We start from the raw sequence: 15357 nt of genomic DNA, 5'->3' as shown, positions 1-15357 counted from the left end.
CGCGTGCTTACCTGAACTATGTGCTGGCCCACATCGCCGATCATAAAATCAATCGCATCGACGAGCTTCTGCCATGGAGCGTGGCCGACAAGCTGCGCACGCCAGCCAGTCCGCCGACACCCAACACCTGATCGCGCAAGTCAGAATCGCCATCATGCCTCAGGCGCGCGCGCTTGGGCGAACGGCCGGCGCGAGCCGCTTACGGACATCGGCGATCTCCGGGTGAATTGACACGGCTTCGGCCAGCAAGCGACATTCCCACGCTGCGCAGCATGGCCGCTCCTCGAAGCTTGCTCATTCATTTTCGAAGGAACGCGGCATGAATAAGGATCAGACCGAAGGCATCAAGGCGCACGCGAAGGGCTGGGTCAACATGGGCGTCGACCGCTCACCGGCGACGACGACCGGACGGCCACCGGCGATGAAAGTGCCGTCGATCGTGACAATCCGAGCGATATCTCCGGCCGGCTGCGCTAAAGATCGTCGCGCGGCGTCCGTTAAGCGGTCTGAGCGCCGGCGTTTCGTCGGCGCTCGTCTTGCAACGAGACCGCGCGCCACGCGGCGAAACGATTCCACGAACATGAGCGACCCAGCAACCACTCACCGCATAAACGAAGTACAGGGCGCGCAAACCGGCTGCGCCGGATGCACAAGCCCCGAGCATGCTCTCGATCTGGCGTTCGCGTTCCAGCCTATCGTCGACGTTGGCGCTGGCCGCGCGTTCGCGCACGAGGCGTTGGTGCGCGGGCCCAACGGCGAGTCGGCGGGAAGCGTGCTGGCTCAGGTGGACGACGGCAACCGCTACCACTTCGACCAGCGCTGCCGGACTACGGCGATCGCGCAGGCCGCCGCGCTGAACATGGAGGGTCTGCTCTCGATCAATTTCATGCCAAATGCCGTCTATCGTCCCGAAGCATGCATCCGCAGCACTTTCGAAGCGGCGGAAAAACACGGCTTTCCGATCGAGCGGATTATCTTCGAGACCGTGGAGGGAGAGAACATCATCAGCCGTCCGCATCTGGTAGATATTTTCCGGGCGTACAAGGGCTTCGGCTTTCAGACCGCTATCGACGACTTCGGTGCGGGCTACTCGGGTCTGACGCTGCTCGCCGACTTCCAACCGGACCTGATCAAGCTCGACATGGAACTGGTGCGTAACATTGATATCGACTCCGTGCGCCAGCGCATCGTGAGCGGCGTTCTTGCGATGTGTCGTGACCTTGGCATTCGGGTGATCGCCGAAGGGATCGAGACACGAGGAGAGCGCGACTTTTTCGCGGCCAACGGCGTCACGTTGATGCAGGGTTATCTTTTCGCGAAGCCTGCTTTCAAGGCGGTGCCGCCGCTCTGTGCGAGCGCGATGGCGGCTTGATGGCCGTCCTTGGCGGCCTTGCGGTCGGCCACGCCCATCACGCTTCCTGTCGTATCGCTGTTCCATGAAGCGTTCGTGCTCGGCAACATCAAGGCGCGTGAGCGGATGATCGCTCAATCTGCGATCGCCGGCCCGTGGCGCGCGTGTTGATCAGAGCCGGCCACGCCGCTGAATTGATCCGGGCCACTTCATGCAGTTCGGCGACGGCGATCGGCGCGCTTGCTCGCGCTCGCTCGAAATGCGCCGACCAGCGTCGGCGGCATTCGAGACGCACCTCAGGAAACGAATGCAGATCGAGGCGCTACTGGCTCGCTGCGGCGGGGGAGCTCACCGCGGCAGCCGGCGCCGATGCCATCGGCGCCGAGGCCGCTGTATCGCTTGCTGACCCGCCGCTCGATTCCGCGCTGCGTTTGCAACTCGCTGCGAACGACATGGATGCAACTAGCGCGGTGACAACTACAATTCGCGTTGCGCAGTTCATGGCATTGCTTCCTTTGGGTTAATGGGCGCTGCATTGAGCCGTCAAGGCCCTTTGCCTTGGCCCTTGAATGGTACTTCTGTGAGCGTTGTCTGGACCGACGTGCCGCTTTCCCACGCGTTCGCCCCGGGCGCGACATCGGGCACGGGAATGTCATAGCGTTTGCGCCGGCGCTCTTCATGTGACACATTGAGGCGCTGGTCCCGCTCCTCCAGCGCTGCCTCGTTCACCTGTCCGTCTTGCGTGAAGCCCATCATCAGTTGCGGTGCGCCGTAAGGAAACTCGTCACGATCGATCTGCCACGTATGGAAGGTCTTGCCGTAAGTCGACACGAGGTCCTTGAAATAGGCGCGCTCGGCGAGCTCAGGAATCCCGGGCGCGACCAAGACGCCGGACTTCACTTCGTAATGGTGGCTATGCCAGAGGCGCTTTTCTTCCGCGGGCAACTGCCGGAAGCGTTCCTCAGAGATGATGTACTCGATTCCGATAAGGCGTGCATCGTGCCGGTTCGAATCGAAGATCACGCATTGATGCAGGTCGTGCCGCAGATGGATGCAGAAGTGATGCGCCTCGACTTGGCGGCCCATGTCGTCGGCATACATGTGGAACCCATTAAGCCACGTACTCATCGCCTCAAGGGGAAATTTGGGCTGCGTGAGGCCAGAGGCGAGATCGAGCAAGCGATGCTTTGCGGAATGACCTTCTCCGACATTCGCCATCGCGCCTGCACGTCGCCCGATCATTACGCCCGCCGCCGCCGCGAGCCCGGCGACAACGCCAGCCGCGACAGGCGCGAATTGGCCCCGCTGATTCAGCAATCTACGTCGCGTCCCCATGAACGTCTCCTTTTGCCCGGCTCGCACCATTTTTCAGCAATTGCGTACCGCTGTAACCGAGGCATCGCGTTTGCTGGAGTGGCCTGCATGCTGACCGGCGGCGCCTATCGCTTCGCAGCGTGGCGATCGCAGTGGTCGGTACCTTCCCTTCTTTGAGTGCGCCCAAGAGGCACCAGGAGTTCATCATGAGCACGTCCTCGAAGCCCCGCAAATCCAGTGAATCGCGGGAAGCCGGCGAACAACCGGACAACGCAAACGCCAATGGCGACGACACCTTTACGACCGACATCTCCGAAACAGACGACGATGGCACGACCGTGCGCGAGGCCGAGGTGAGGTCGGATGATCTGTCCGAAGCGAAGCCTGGCGAAGGCGGTAAGTCCTGAGCAATGGCGGACCTCGGCCTGTAAGACGACTTCACGCCTGGCATGGAGTCCTCCGACATCATCGGTGACGAATTCATGGGCGAGGTCGTCGCGGTCGGCAATGGCACCGTAAAGCTTCCAGCGAAACTTAGCCCCGCCGGAGCGGGGCTTGATCAAATACGTCGTCTAGGACACCGATGCGTAGCCACGACCTGTCTAATCAGGCCTCGGAGTCCGGCTTGCTCGTCGGATGACCGTTTTTCGACCCTGGTTCGACGTCTGGGTCGAGTTGATCGTGTTCGGGCTGATACGGTCCCTGCTCAGGATGGTCCTTCCCCTTCGGAACGAGCGACGCGTCTATGCTGCCATGCTCCTTTTGCTCGATGGTGCCGTCGGGGTTCTGGGTTACGTCGCCAGCGCCTGTTGCTCCCCGACGCTTGTCAGCGCGTTCTACTGGATCAGACGGCTCGGGCTTCATGATTTCTCCGCGGTTAGTTGGTGTATCAACGCAGAGCAACCGGAATGCCTGTCGAAAACCATTGCTCTGCATTCTCGATGCAACGCTCACTGCCGCCGCGCAGAAGGACAATATGAAGCGCGCAATACTCAAGGTAGGCCTTTCGTTAAGCGACCGCAATCCAAATCAAGGAGGGATACCATTGTCTGGGTCTCTTTTGTGGTTGCGGCTCATTGTCGACGACGCTACTACCTGAAAATGCATGCGGTAAGCTCGATAAAAGAAGCGTCCGAAGAAATTGCCCCGAGGCGAAAATAAGGACTTTGTCAGGCCAGACTTAGCCGCAGCGGGCACACCGGACTGAACATCACCGTCCGTTCGTCAGCCGTTGCAGGGGGCGACGCGGAAGCCCTTCAAAACTGGCCCATGGTGTTCGTGCCAACCTCAGCAATTCGATAGGCCTGCGCACGCGCGCGATCGGTGTCGCGCGGCAGCGTAGCGAAGGTGTCCTTGACTTCCTGCCAGAGGGCCGGCTCGAGATAGCGGGTGATGCGTGGGGCAGCGTATTTCGTGAACCCAGTCCAACGACGCCTACGTCAGATCGCAGTCATTTGTGTCTTTACAGCGGCTGTGGAGTCACTGTCAATAGAAATCTGAGAGAAGACTGCGGTAAGCCACTCCGCTATGGTTGATCAGGGACGTTCATTGCAGGAAGGAGACGACGGTGTGCAGGACATCGGCAGAGTTAATCGATCATCTGCGTGAGAAGTAAACCCTGGCGCCGTTTCGTGCGATGAATGCGCGATCTCCCTTAAATTCGCTGTGATGCGTTCATGAAATAGGCTTTGCTCAGATTAGTAGGTTGAAAACCTAGCGTAAGACTGCCAACTTCAACTTGGGTGTTAGCGTCTGGCGAAGTAAGCTCACATGCTGCATCCGTGTAAGAGCGCTTGTTTGGAGATTATGGCTACCGTGTCGCCGCAGGTGCTCGTTCCCTTAGCAGGCGGGGACTCTTGTCTTAAGCAAGGAGCAGACGAATGAAGCTGGGAATATATTGCGATTCGAGCATTAACGGCGGCCACGAAGAAATGCTCAAGCGTCTCATGCTTGCGCTCGTCGATAGCGCGAAAGTTGACACGCTACACGTGATGGTCCCGGTAACCAACGAGCCGCTTCATCGTTTCGTCAGCGAGCTGGCGCGCAGGGATCCGAAAACGCGGGTCGTCGGCCTGTCCTATACGGCCGAATCGTTGAGCGGGGATCTCCTCGCGTTTCGTCGGATGGTGCGGTCGACGGCCGTAACCTTGCGCAGGCTGGATCTCGATAAGTTGCTGATCTCACAGGGCACGATCGCGTCGGGGCTTGCAGGCCTCTTCGCGGCGCGTCTTGCAAAGGTGCTGACGGTAAGCTATCTGCCGCTCGTCCACAACGCGCCCAAGAGTACGAGCCCCTCCGACAAGATCAAATGGCTCATTAAGCGCTTGCTATACCGCATGCCTGACGAATTCCTCACGCTAAATGACCATCTTTGCAACGAGTTGCGGGCGCTCGCGCCACGCTCGCGCGCGATGACGCTTGAGAACTACGTCGATGACCGTTTCAGCCGATCGACGCTTACAAAGAGCGCGGCGCGCGTGTCACTTGGCTTGCCGGACGACGGTACGTATATTGTCGCGCATATCGGTCGGTTGAACCTTCATCAAAAGCGGCAAGATTTCCTTATGCGGGCGATAGAAAGTCATCGTGATTCTTTCAAGAGGGCGCTCGTGCTGATCATCGGGGAGGGAGAGGATGCCGATTGTTTGAAGAGCATTGTGAGTGCGAGCGCCGTTCTCACTGCCTGTGTGAGAATGCTAGGAGCCCAGGAAGACGTGCTTCCGTTCATTGTAGCGAGCGATACGCTCGTACTCCCCTCAGCATTTGAAGGCGTGCCGCTTGTGATGATCGAAGCGGTGCTCGCTCAAAGGCCAATTGTCGCGTCGCGTGTGTCGGGTCTAGATTCTTATCTACCGGATGCGTTGCTCTTTCCTGCCGACGATCAAGATGCATTCGTGGCGCGGATATTTGCCGCACGAGACGTGCGCATCGACGAGCTATCGCAGGACTTTCGGCGACGCTTCTCGCGCGAAGCGTTCAACGCTCAGGCGCAAACCTTGGTGGAACGAGGAGATGCAAAGTCGGGCATCGCTTGACAAAACCATAGAGCGATCGTCACCCCGCTCGACTGGAACGCGAAGTCGTGGCTAACCACGTCTTGATCATGCCTAGTCGCGCCGTCTGAAACGCCACTTTGATGTGGCGAGCTTCATGTGCCGTGAACTGCACGCCCACCAGCGTTTCGAGCACCTCCAGCCTGGAGATGTGGCCTTGGTCGCGTCGCGCCAGTCTGCAGCCAACGCTTGTGCAGGCCAACGATGTGGCGGCGGATCTGCTCGAGTTTTGGTACAGGCAACTGCGACAGCGGAGACTTACTTCCGCTGACGAAGCTGCCCGTGGGACATGCTGGGCCGCCTGCTGCTGCCGAAGGCGCGAGCGCCGGTGTCCCTCTAGCAGCGGGGTCTGCCATTGTCCTTCGAGCACGGGATGAACGGCCGACAACTGAGCATCCTGGCAGATGCGAATCTCATGTCGCCCGGACTCAGGGAACTGCCCGATCTGAGAACGTTCGATGAGTTTGCGCGGTACCCGGGCGTGTATTCGATTGATGTCGGCGAGATGCCCTCTGATGCGCTCCATGACACGTTGCCCGAACGAGGAGTTCGCAGGAACCGCCTACGACGCTCGCCGCATCGTGCCGATGCTCAGGGAATTGCGGCTGCCCACGATCGCCCGTTGTTGCCGCAGGACACGCTTTCGTCAATCGTCTTAATGTTGCTTTACCGATTATAAAGAGCCCCTATTGCGCTTCCTTGGGTCGTCGGCATCAGCGGACCGGGGTGCATGATTGGCGGAGGTTTTTGCCACGACCGGCCGATTTCTGGCATCGGACAGGCCTTCTTCAGTTCCATCACAAAGCAGATGGAACTCGCCCTAGAGAATTCGACATCGGCGCCATGGTGATCTGCTTCACTCTGGCGAAGTGATGAAGGGCGCGGCGGGGATCAGTTCTATCGGATGAGCCGGCTGAGCAAGCTGTGGGCGATGCCTTTGCAACTCGTCCGACCGAACAGATGACCGGACTCGCCCCGTCTTGCACATGTGGTCCACGCTCTAATGGGGACAAGTTCAAAGACTTAGGGAGCGACCGGAAGGTCCCCCATTTGAATGCGCTGCGGCGCCCGACCCTTACTGCTACTCACTCTGTCAAGCGAGACACCTTCGTGCCCTCGAGCGAGGCGTCTGCCATCAGCCCGGCGTTGGTCAGTACGAACGCCTGTCCGGTTTAATGGCGGTGTTGGTGTCGATCGTGCCGTTCGCGCCCATCCTGACGAGCGCCGCGGATGCATCAGCGCCGGCCGACCAGCCATTAGAACTGCGGAATTTGCGACCAACTCGCGGGAGCCGCGTACGGTGGCGTAGAGGCGCTGAAGGTGCTATCGACGTCGGCGTCGATGGATCGGTGCAGATCGGCCGCGCCCGCGGCCTGTTCGGCCCCGGTGTTCCTGTTGGTCGTGCAGCCAGCTACTGCGAGGCCTGCCAGTGCCAGAACGGCGGTCGATTTGCGCATGAAGTTCCGTCTTTGTATCGATGTTCTCCATCGTGGAATTGAAAAAACCCCATAGAGCCCGAGCGTGATGCACGCGGAGTTATGCACAGCAGTGTGAAGACGATCGACCCAACCGAGGTCGGCCGCGTGAAAGCCATCGTGAACGCACGGACAAAAAAAAAGCCCGCCGAATCGGGTGAACCACTGTGGAGATCTAAACCCCGCTCAGTTCAAGCGAAGCAGAGGTAGGTTAGCTCGTAATCGGAGAATTACAAGGCGGAGATTCTATCGCTGGTATTTGAACGCCCGTTCCGAATGGAAGGATGCCGAATGAAGATCCAGGATACTTTCCTCGCAGAACGACAATCCCATGTACGTACAGGCGCGTGTTGCTATCCAGCGACAAACTCTACGACTGGATAGATTCGGAGGCCAGATTGCCATATCGTCTTACGGCGACAGCAACTTCTCCGAAGAGAGGGCGTCGCTTACGGGGTGGCGTGAAGCGTTTAATGAAAATCGCCTTCAACCCTGGAGTAACAAATGAAGAAATCTCTGATAGCCGGTGCGGCGCTGGCTACCTTGGCTGGCACGGCGCAGGCGCAAAGCAGCGTGACGCTTTACGGCCTGATCGACGCAGGTCTTACTTACACGAACAGCCAGATCACCGGCACCGGAGCAGGTGGTCACAGCAACTGGCAGATGACCAGCGGAGGCGTCCAGTACAGTCGTTGGGGGCTGCGCGGAGCGGAAGATCTCGGCGGCGGATTGCAGGCGATCTTCACTCTGGAAAACGGCTTCAACGTGAACAACGGACAGTTGTCGTCTACCAATCGCATCTTCAACCGCTTGGCCTACGTGGGAGTTTCCAGCCGCGACTTTGGCTCCTTGACCTTGGGGCGTCAGACGGACGGCATGGTTGACTTCCTGGGGCCGCTCTCGTTGACCGGGACACAGTATGGCGGCACCCACTTCGCACATCCGTTCGACGTTGACAACTTGAACGACTCGTTCCAGATCAACAACTCGGTCAAGTATCTGAGCCCGAATTTTGCAGGCTTTAGGCTTGGCGCCTTGTATGGCTTTTCGAACCAGGCCGGTGGGTTCGCGAACAATCGTGCGTACAGCGTCGGCATGTCGTACGCGTGGGGGCCGTTGAACTTCGGCGCGGGCTATCTACACCTGAACAACGCCGCCGGCACCCCAGCACAACTCAACACGAACGGAGCAGTCACCGATACGCTTGGAACGTCGCTATCAGGCCTTCTGACTCCAACCGCGGTGCCGCTCGGGGCACTCGCTAGCCGCCAGCAGACGTGGGGCGGAGGCGTCAACTACGCGTTTGGTCCATTGGTCGCAGGCTTCGTATATACACAAACGAACCTGACCGAACTATTCCTTACTGGCTTCAACGCTCACTTTCAGAACTATGAAGGAAACATCCGGTTCGCTTTGACACCAGCCGTTATGTTGGCGGCGGCCTACACGTACTCGCGCGCCGGGGGTAACGCCGGTAGCGGGGCTCCGCACTGGAACCAGGTGAGTGGGCTTGCAAACTACGCCTTCTCAAAACGCACGGACGTCTATATCCAAAGCACCTACCAAAGTGTGAGCGCGAGGACTGGCAATCCGCTGGGGGTCGCTTGGATCAACGGTGTGAGTTCACCCGCATCGACATCAAATCAGATTGAGGCAACCGTCGGCGTGCGTCACCGTTTTTGATTGGGAGCTCCCAAGCGGCCAAGTCGCGCTAGGAGTCGATTCCAGCGCGATAGAAGCGGTTGTCCAGGCGGGCGGTAAGCTACAGAGGAGAAGGGCCCAGCGTGGCTCGCGCTCGGGCGGAAGTTGCACTCGTGGCCCCGCGCGGGGGAAGCGGTTCGCAGGGTGAGTGGGCGCGACAGGGCGCATAATGCGGCGCTTGAGCGACGTGAAGCCGGAAGTCATCCTCGTCGATCGCGGCGACAAGGGTGTTGCCACTGAGGGTGCGAAGATCTACCTTGCCTTCGACCAACGTCGCCGAAGACTGATCTGCTGTTCGGAGACACGGGTTGAATGACCGGACTGCTTCCGACACCTGCCTTTTTGCTGCTGACAACGCCACCGTCGACAACGGCTCGAAGAGCGACCGCCGCACGGCGCGCACAATCGATCTCCCTTCATTGAAGAGGAGGTTTACGTGGAAACGCTTAATTCTTTCAGCGTTCGTCGGGTGCCGTGGAAGAAGGGGAGGCTGACTGGCCAGAAGCCTCCGTTGAAACTGCGCGAGATCTGGGCGATTCGCACGAGGCTTCAGATGTCATCCAACGTTCGCGAGTTGGCGCTGTTCAACTTGGCAATCGACAGCAAGCTTCGGGCAGGCGATCTGACGAGACTGCAGGTTCAGGACATCTGCATGGGGAGCCACGTGGTCTCGCGAGCGACGTCATGCAGCAAAAAACGCAACGGCCGGTGCAGTTCGAAATCACGGAGCAGACTCGACAGAGTGTCGCAGCGTGGATTTCGGCGCGGGGGCTGAAGGCCGCCGACTATTTGTTCCCGAGTCGGCTGCATGCGTTGGCGCACGTGTCGACACGCCAGTACGCTCACATCGTTCATCGTTGGGTCGCTTCGATTGGATCGGATGACGCGGCGTACGGCACTCACACGATGCGCCGCACGAAGGCATCGCTGATCTATCGGCGCACCAAGAATTTGCGCGCAGTTCAGTTGCTTTTAAGCCATACGAAACTTGAAAGTACAGTGCGTTACCTCGGGATCGAGGTAGACGACGCGCTCGAGATGGCGGAGCAGACCGAAGTTTGATAGGTCATGGCCGGCGAGCGGGCGCTTGCCGGCCACGAAGAGTCAATCGCTTGCCGCCTTGCCAGGACGTTCGGACTTCGGCTGCCTGTGGTAAAACGGCCATTTCAGTCGGCGCAGAGGAGCGCCGTCTCATTGGCGCTGTATGCCATCCGCCTATGAGCAAGGTCCGTTGCCTCATCACCGGTCCTCATTCGCATTCAAAAAGCGGCATCTGCTGCTCGGTGGCTCGGTGCAACTTGCCTCACGCACCCACCGCCGGAGCATGGCGGACGCGGCACACTGGATATTCAATGGCGACCGACTGGCTACAACGTGTTGGCACACGCGAAGCTGCAAAGGCGCTCTGTTCAGAATTATCGGTCATTACTGTGACCTTTCAAATTCTTCATTGGAGGCATGCCCATGACGTGCCTGACCATACTGCCGGGTGCCCCGCGTGAGCGCGCGTCGGGCTGAGCGCTTAGGCAGGGGGCGGCATCGCGGTCCTGCCGGTAGCGACTGAAGCGCTCATCAACGCAGCCGACTGCATGTGCTCGACCGCGATTCTGTCCGACGAGGTTAAGAAAGCCGTTGATGCCGCCAAAGGCGGAGCCGTGGAAGCTGCGGAAAAGCGGGTAGAAAAGAAACTCGAAGACCGCGCACAGGAAAGAAAGGCTTCACTTTAAGGCTACTGGGACGCTCTACCTCAGTCGCCGGCCGGTTCACGACTCCACTACGTTGTCGCCTTCATTTCCGGGATTGTCCTTGACCCTCGGGCCTCGCGGCGTTTGGGCTATCGTACGTCGCCGATGGGGACGCTTCGAGGAAGGCAGCTACAGCGCGCATCTCCTCCTCGGACATATTGGCAATAATCGCCTTCATGACTGCGCCCCGCGGCCGAGAATCGGTGCGTTGGAAGACGAACAGTTGCTTCACGACGTAGTCAGCATGTTGGCCGACAAGGCGAGGGAACTGACCAACTCCTTCGCCATGCTGACCGTGACAGGACCCACAGGCCGCCACGCCCTTGTCCGGTAGCCCGGCCTCGAATATTGTCGCGCCGCGCTCGACGAGCGCCGTGTCACCGAGCCGCCCGGTGGTGGATTGCTGAGCCGAGAAATAGCTAGCGAGCTCTTCAATTTGTGCTTCGGTCAGGTGGGTAAACCCCCACATATAGCGACGCGCGTTCGGATCGGAGCGATGGTGCGATTTGAAGTCCGTCAGTTGGTCGATTAAGTACTCGCGTGGCTGGTCCGCAAGTTTCGGAAACATCGGTGATACGGACACGCCGGTTACCCCGTGGCAATTGGAGCAAACTTGCTGAGCAATCGTTTTACCCGCCACCGCTGGATTGTCTACCGCGCGCGACCGCTCGATGTTTTGGCAAGCGCAGGCCGCGAAGGATATCGCAACGATTGCAAACGGCCTCATTCTACGCATGCCATGAGCCTCTAAATTTCTCGTTTGTGGTCGCTTCTCTCCGCGGGACGAGGCACTGCTTTGCGTCCGTTGCCGTCATAGTTGGACCGAGCGCCGAGATATTTCGTGAAATGCGTGTATTGAAGGCCAACGCGGATGTTCTGCACCGGGATCCAGAAGATTTCTGGCGTCCAGCCTTGCGTGGCGGGTGAAGCATTCGCGCTGCCCGCATACGCCACGGTATCGGTGCTTCCGGTCACGTTGAAGAAAGAAAGACTCACGCCATACTTTGCCTGGTAGATGTATGACGCCTTCAGCCTGAGAGACTTGAGGTTGGCGGATTGGCTATCGCCATAGACGAGATTATTTGGATCGCTAATGTTTTCACGGATATATCGGGCTTGTGCCGTGAACGTATTTGGTTCGAGCAAATACTGGTATTGTGCGTCCACGCCGATATCACGGTAACGGGTCACGCCCTGCGTAAAAATTGGAAATTCGTTGGGGTCGTTCGGATATACATTCACATTCAGGCCGAAGGCTCCGACCATGATGTTATGCGGGCCCCATTCACGTGTCACGGCGAGGCGCAAATATGGGTTGTAACCCCGGACATAAGTCTGCGGGTGAGCAAGATCTCCGGCCTTGCTGCCCTTGCTCAGGAACGACCAGATCCCGTCGGCCGTCTGATATGCCGTGAGTTCCGCGTAGATCGTCCGATTCCAGTACAGGTAACCGCCGACGCCAACCACTTGTTGCGCCAAGGCGCCTTCCATGATGGGCAGAAACTGGGGCGCGCCGACCGCACTGGTCGAGGAGGACAAATAGGGGTAGCTCCATGCCGGCGCCGTGTTCCAGACGTCCTGCACTGTCGGATTGTTGTGAACGGTCGTGCCGAGGATGAGATCGCTCGTGTCCCCGATGATCCTATCTACATAACGGAAGTCCGTGTTATCCGAGGCCCAGTGCCCTACCCACTGGCCATCGCTGCCCTGGTGGTCGTAGTTTGAGTAGGTAAATTGGGCGAACCCGCCGATCTTGTCGGTGATCTTGCCCGCAAGAAAGATGCTGGCCGAATCGAAGACCGGCAGACCGTCTTTGGGCGAAACGACATTCCCGGTAGCGTCATGATTGCGCCTGGTGACCGTTAGGTCGCCAGTCGCCATCACGGCGATTGGAATCGTGCGTTCACCGAGGGTGTAGCCGTTAAGTTTGAACATTCGACCATAGGGCGTCAATTCTGGGAATTGCCCACCGGCGTGACACGCTACGCAACTCTGTCCCGTCTGACGTGCAAACACCGGGATTGCCCGGGCCCCGGCGCCGGGCATAGCAAGAGGACGAGTAGTATCACCCCAATTGCGACAATCGAGGCGCCGTGACATACGGCTCTCAATACGTGGTTGTCGACAAAGACTAGGGGCATGGCCGTCGCTCCCGTAGCGCGTTCCGATCCCTGAACGCGCGATCCGTTCGCCCAAGGTGGCTCATCCGCAATCCGCTCAGGTACGAGTGGGCGATAAGGTCCGTTTCAGGCCGCGATACGTTGAGGAACGCGTGACGCGGCTCGCCTAAGTAGCTAAACGATGGACTGGATCGACGTATTCCACATCACCGAGGCTATATCTGATGTCAGGGTCAATCGTGCTGAGCCCTCGAACGGGAGTTTCCAGATGCAGTGTTGGTGAGGGAAACTACAGCGCGCATCGCGCTTGCACCTCGCCACTTCTTAGCGGGGACAAGGTCACCGCCAGGAAGTGGCGCAGGGAGCCACGCGCGACCACCTGCTATTGCCTGTGATGACCCGACCCTCGCGCCTTGGGGACGATGGTACCGAACAGTCCGTTGGTCTCTTTGTTAGGACCTGCCGAGAAGTACAGCGTGTCCGAGTCCGAGTTGCGGCCGCCACCGAGAGTGAGAGCCCACAGGCCGTCGATAGCCAGTGGATTGCCGTATGCATCCTCAAGCAGATCGAGAAACCTGCCGTCATCGTCGAAAACACTGATCCGGCCATTACCAAAGTTGCCAATTAGAATCTTGCCGCTGAAGCGCCCGAACGCAAACGATGCGCGCGCGATTCCCCACGGCGAGTCGAGCGACCCTCGGCTGGCAAAGCGGCGCAGCAGGTGGCCGTCAGTGTCGAACACATCGACGAATCCGTGACCGTTACCTGCAACATCGTCATGCTTCTGATCGTCCTGTTGCGCATAAGTTACGAAAAGGTCGCCGTCGATGTTCGCGATACCAAACGGGGCGTAGCCAGCCGGGATGTGCGGGTCGGCGAAGGCGCCGTCCGTCGTCACCCGTGTGAGCAAGCCGTTCGTATCACTCGGCCCAAATACGTCGATCCGACCCGACCGGAAGTTCGTCGCAAACAGAAATCCTCCTTTCGCGTTCACACCGAAGACCAGACCCTTGTAGACGGCTCCGCTGGCGGCGGATGGAGAGGATGAGTTGTCGACCGCGAGTACGGCATTGTTCGGCGGATTCAACCCACCGGCCCAAGCGGAAATCGTGCCGTTCTCGGTCGCGAAGAAGAATACGGCCGGGATCTTGGTACCTGGCACGAGAAACGCCGCTGAGGGGTTCCACACGATTCCGGTCGGCGCCGCAGGCGTGGGATTCGGTGGATTGTTGGGAAAGACGGGATGACAGGCGCCGGCCGGTATGACGTTGCCTGGCAGCGGAATAGAGACCTGCAGCGCCAGCTTTGCCCCCTCACCGTCATATAGCGTCGAGCAGCCTGTCGCATTGTCGTTGATCCAGAACGGACTTCCTGCCGGACTAAATGCAATTCCCCAAGCGTTCTGTAGTACCCCGTCGACCTTCGGGGCACCGCCCGCTAAATTGGACACGAGCGGTGCGACGACGTAAGCGTCATCGTCACCGGCATACCCAACTGTGAAACCGGCGGCGAGGATGATAACGGCCGCCGCTTTAAGACCCCACGAGACCTGTGACATGACTGCTCTCCTTGGTCCGACTGGTGAGAAAGTGCTCTGCGAGTTAGCGCCAGAGGAGGGTAAACGGCCGCCGTACTCCAAAAATTCCGCCTGCATCCAAAAAATTCCGCAATGTCCCAGTCAAACGGCGCGTGGGGTCGGCGCGGCGCCTAGACTCGCTTTATGTGGTCGAACGTTCTTTAAGCACTACTTTGAGTATGTCACGATAAATTCACTGGACCGTAATCAGGTCGCTAGCAAAAGGTAAGCTTATCCCCGGCGACCGCATGCCAATCCGGCGCTGAGTTTGAATACTTCGGCATTCCTATAGAATGCGACCGTCGCCTTCAATACACAGCGATTTCAAAGCGACTTCGCCCAGTGCTTACGTAGCTTGCTTCGCCAAACCTTTCGGTCGCGAAGAGCGAATGGCGGTTGGACATGGCGGATTCAACCGGTCGATGCAACGGTTTGGTGAAGTCGCTCGGCCGGTGCGTCGAAGTTTAGTGTTTTTCGGGGACGTTCGTTGAGCCGCCTGGCTACGACATTAAGTCGGGCCTGTGAATAGACGGAGAGATCGGTACCCTTAGAGACGTACTGCCTCAGAAGCCCATTGGTGTTTTCGTTCGAGCCGCGTTGCCAAGGATGCTGTGGATCGCAGAAATAGACCATAGAAAATAGCGGGTTGGGGCCAGCAAGAATCACGGGGATGGAAGCAACGGTGGGCAACGAATTCACTAGATTTAAGTCAGAACTCGACTGGTCAGCACTGAGCAAAAAGCTAGACGCGGTTGGAATTGCAATGAACGAAGCAAAAGTGAGCACGCTTCCAATTAATGCGTACATCCGGTCTCAACAAAAGCGGGAGTGTCTGAATTTTTGTGTGCGAGGCAGATAAAAACCTGCCGTGGCAGGTCATCAATTGCATTTTACAAACGATTCCTGGTGAAACGATCCTCGTAGAGGATCGCGAACTGGTTCATCTGTATTAGCCTGGACTGCATCTGACAGGTAGTCGGGGAAGCAAAGGGAGAAGCTTATTCAGTGAGGGATCAGTTTCT

Annotated in this window: 13 protein-coding genes and 4 pseudogenes; 9 read left to right on the top strand and 8 right to left on the bottom strand. The window is 58.6% G+C overall.

Annotation, left to right across the window (positions count from 1 at the left end; translation table 11 throughout):
- Together AWB66_RS30790 and AWB66_RS30785 are read left to right on the top strand one after the other, a co-directional pair.
- A partial coding sequence (locus AWB66_RS30790; protein WP_143328370.1) for a transposase domain-containing protein occupies positions 1-131 on the top strand: 131 nt, incomplete at its 5' end.
- A gap of 449 nt (positions 132-580) precedes the next feature.
- A complete protein-coding gene (locus AWB66_RS30785; protein ID WP_087633796.1) occupies positions 581-1372 on the top strand; it encodes an EAL domain-containing protein in 792 nt (263 codons plus the stop codon).
- 522 nt (positions 1373-1894) lie between these two features.
- Here the strand turns inward: AWB66_RS30785 and AWB66_RS30780 are convergent.
- On the bottom strand, positions 1895-2437 hold the full coding sequence (locus AWB66_RS30780; protein WP_235021329.1) for an OBAP family protein: 543 nt from the start codon (positions 2435-2437) through the stop codon (positions 1895-1897).
- Here AWB66_RS30780 and AWB66_RS34720 point away from each other — a divergent pair.
- Complete coding sequence (locus AWB66_RS34720; RefSeq protein WP_235021330.1) at positions 2351-2842, top strand: hypothetical protein; 492 nt, start codon at positions 2351-2353, stop codon at positions 2840-2842. The genes AWB66_RS30780 and AWB66_RS34720 overlap by 87 nt on opposite strands.
- 29 nt (positions 2843-2871) lie before the next feature.
- Positions 2872-3072 carry a hypothetical protein gene (locus AWB66_RS30775; protein ID WP_087633793.1) on the top strand — a complete coding sequence of 67 codons (201 nt, stop codon included), beginning with the start codon at positions 2872-2874 and terminating at the stop codon, positions 3070-3072.
- 199 nt (positions 3073-3271) lie between these two features.
- Here the strand turns inward: AWB66_RS30775 and AWB66_RS30770 are convergent, their stop codons facing one another.
- Both AWB66_RS30770 and AWB66_RS35205 read right to left on the bottom strand, forming a co-directional pair.
- Positions 3272-3529 carry a hypothetical protein gene (locus tag AWB66_RS30770; protein WP_087633795.1) on the bottom strand — a complete coding sequence of 86 codons (258 nt, stop codon included), beginning with the start codon at positions 3527-3529 and terminating at the stop codon, positions 3272-3274.
- 395 nt (positions 3530-3924) lie between these two features.
- Positions 3925-4080, bottom strand: a pseudogene (locus AWB66_RS35205) (tyrosine-type recombinase/integrase); the annotation flags it as partial.
- 465 nt (positions 4081-4545) lie between these two features.
- Between AWB66_RS35205 and AWB66_RS30765 the strand changes: the two are divergent.
- Together AWB66_RS30765 and AWB66_RS30760 are read left to right on the top strand one after the other, a co-directional pair.
- Entirely contained in the window at positions 4546-5700 is a 1155-nt protein-coding gene (locus tag AWB66_RS30765; protein ID WP_087633792.1) for a glycosyltransferase, read from the top strand.
- A gap of 391 nt (positions 5701-6091) precedes the next feature.
- Positions 6092-6397 carry a hypothetical protein gene (locus tag AWB66_RS30760; RefSeq protein WP_087633791.1) on the top strand — a complete coding sequence of 102 codons (306 nt, stop codon included), beginning with the start codon at positions 6092-6094 and terminating at the stop codon, positions 6395-6397.
- Between the two features lie 406 nt (positions 6398-6803).
- Here AWB66_RS30760 and AWB66_RS30755 read toward each other — a convergent pair.
- Positions 6804-7193: pseudogene (locus AWB66_RS30755) on the bottom strand (hypothetical protein).
- Between the two features lie 504 nt (positions 7194-7697).
- On the opposite strand from AWB66_RS30755, the gene AWB66_RS30750 reads away from it, so the two are divergent.
- The 3 genes and pseudogenes from AWB66_RS30750 (at position 7698) to AWB66_RS33875 (ending at position 10621) form a co-directional block, all read left to right on the top strand.
- Entirely contained in the window at positions 7698-8876 is a 1179-nt protein-coding gene (locus AWB66_RS30750) for a porin (protein WP_087633790.1), read from the top strand.
- A 454-nt stretch (positions 8877-9330) separates the two neighbouring features.
- Positions 9331-9956, top strand: a pseudogene (locus AWB66_RS30745) (tyrosine-type recombinase/integrase).
- A gap of 527 nt (positions 9957-10483) precedes the next feature.
- Entirely contained in the window at positions 10484-10621 is a 138-nt protein-coding gene (locus AWB66_RS33875; protein ID WP_159462980.1) for a hypothetical protein, read from the top strand.
- 61 nt (positions 10622-10682) lie between these two features.
- Here the strand turns inward: AWB66_RS33875 and AWB66_RS30740 are convergent, their stop codons facing one another.
- The 4 genes and pseudogenes from AWB66_RS30740 to AWB66_RS30725 all read right to left on the bottom strand — a co-directional run.
- Positions 10683-11375 carry a c-type cytochrome gene (locus AWB66_RS30740; protein WP_087633789.1) on the bottom strand — a complete coding sequence of 231 codons (693 nt, stop codon included), beginning with the start codon at positions 11373-11375 and terminating at the stop codon, positions 10683-10685.
- 11 nt (positions 11376-11386) lie between these two features.
- Positions 11387-12574, bottom strand: coding sequence for a cytochrome C (locus AWB66_RS30735; protein WP_235021328.1), 1188 nt, complete (start codon positions 12572-12574; stop codon positions 11387-11389).
- Positions 12575-13141: 567 nt separating this feature from the next.
- Positions 13142-14317: a TIGR03118 family protein gene (locus tag AWB66_RS30730; RefSeq protein WP_087633787.1), complete on the bottom strand. Its 1176-nt coding sequence runs from the start codon at positions 14315-14317 to the stop codon at positions 13142-13144.
- A 429-nt stretch (positions 14318-14746) separates the two neighbouring features.
- A pseudogene (locus AWB66_RS30725) lies at positions 14747-14965 on the bottom strand (IS30 family transposase); the annotation flags it as partial.
- Positions 14966-15357 lie beyond the last annotated feature (392 nt).

Origin of the sequence: Caballeronia telluris, from assembly GCF_001544495.1 — a bacterium.
Taxonomy (GTDB): domain Bacteria; phylum Pseudomonadota; class Gammaproteobacteria; order Burkholderiales; family Burkholderiaceae; genus Caballeronia; species Caballeronia telluris.
This window is presented reverse-complemented; position numbering and strand designations above follow the sequence as displayed.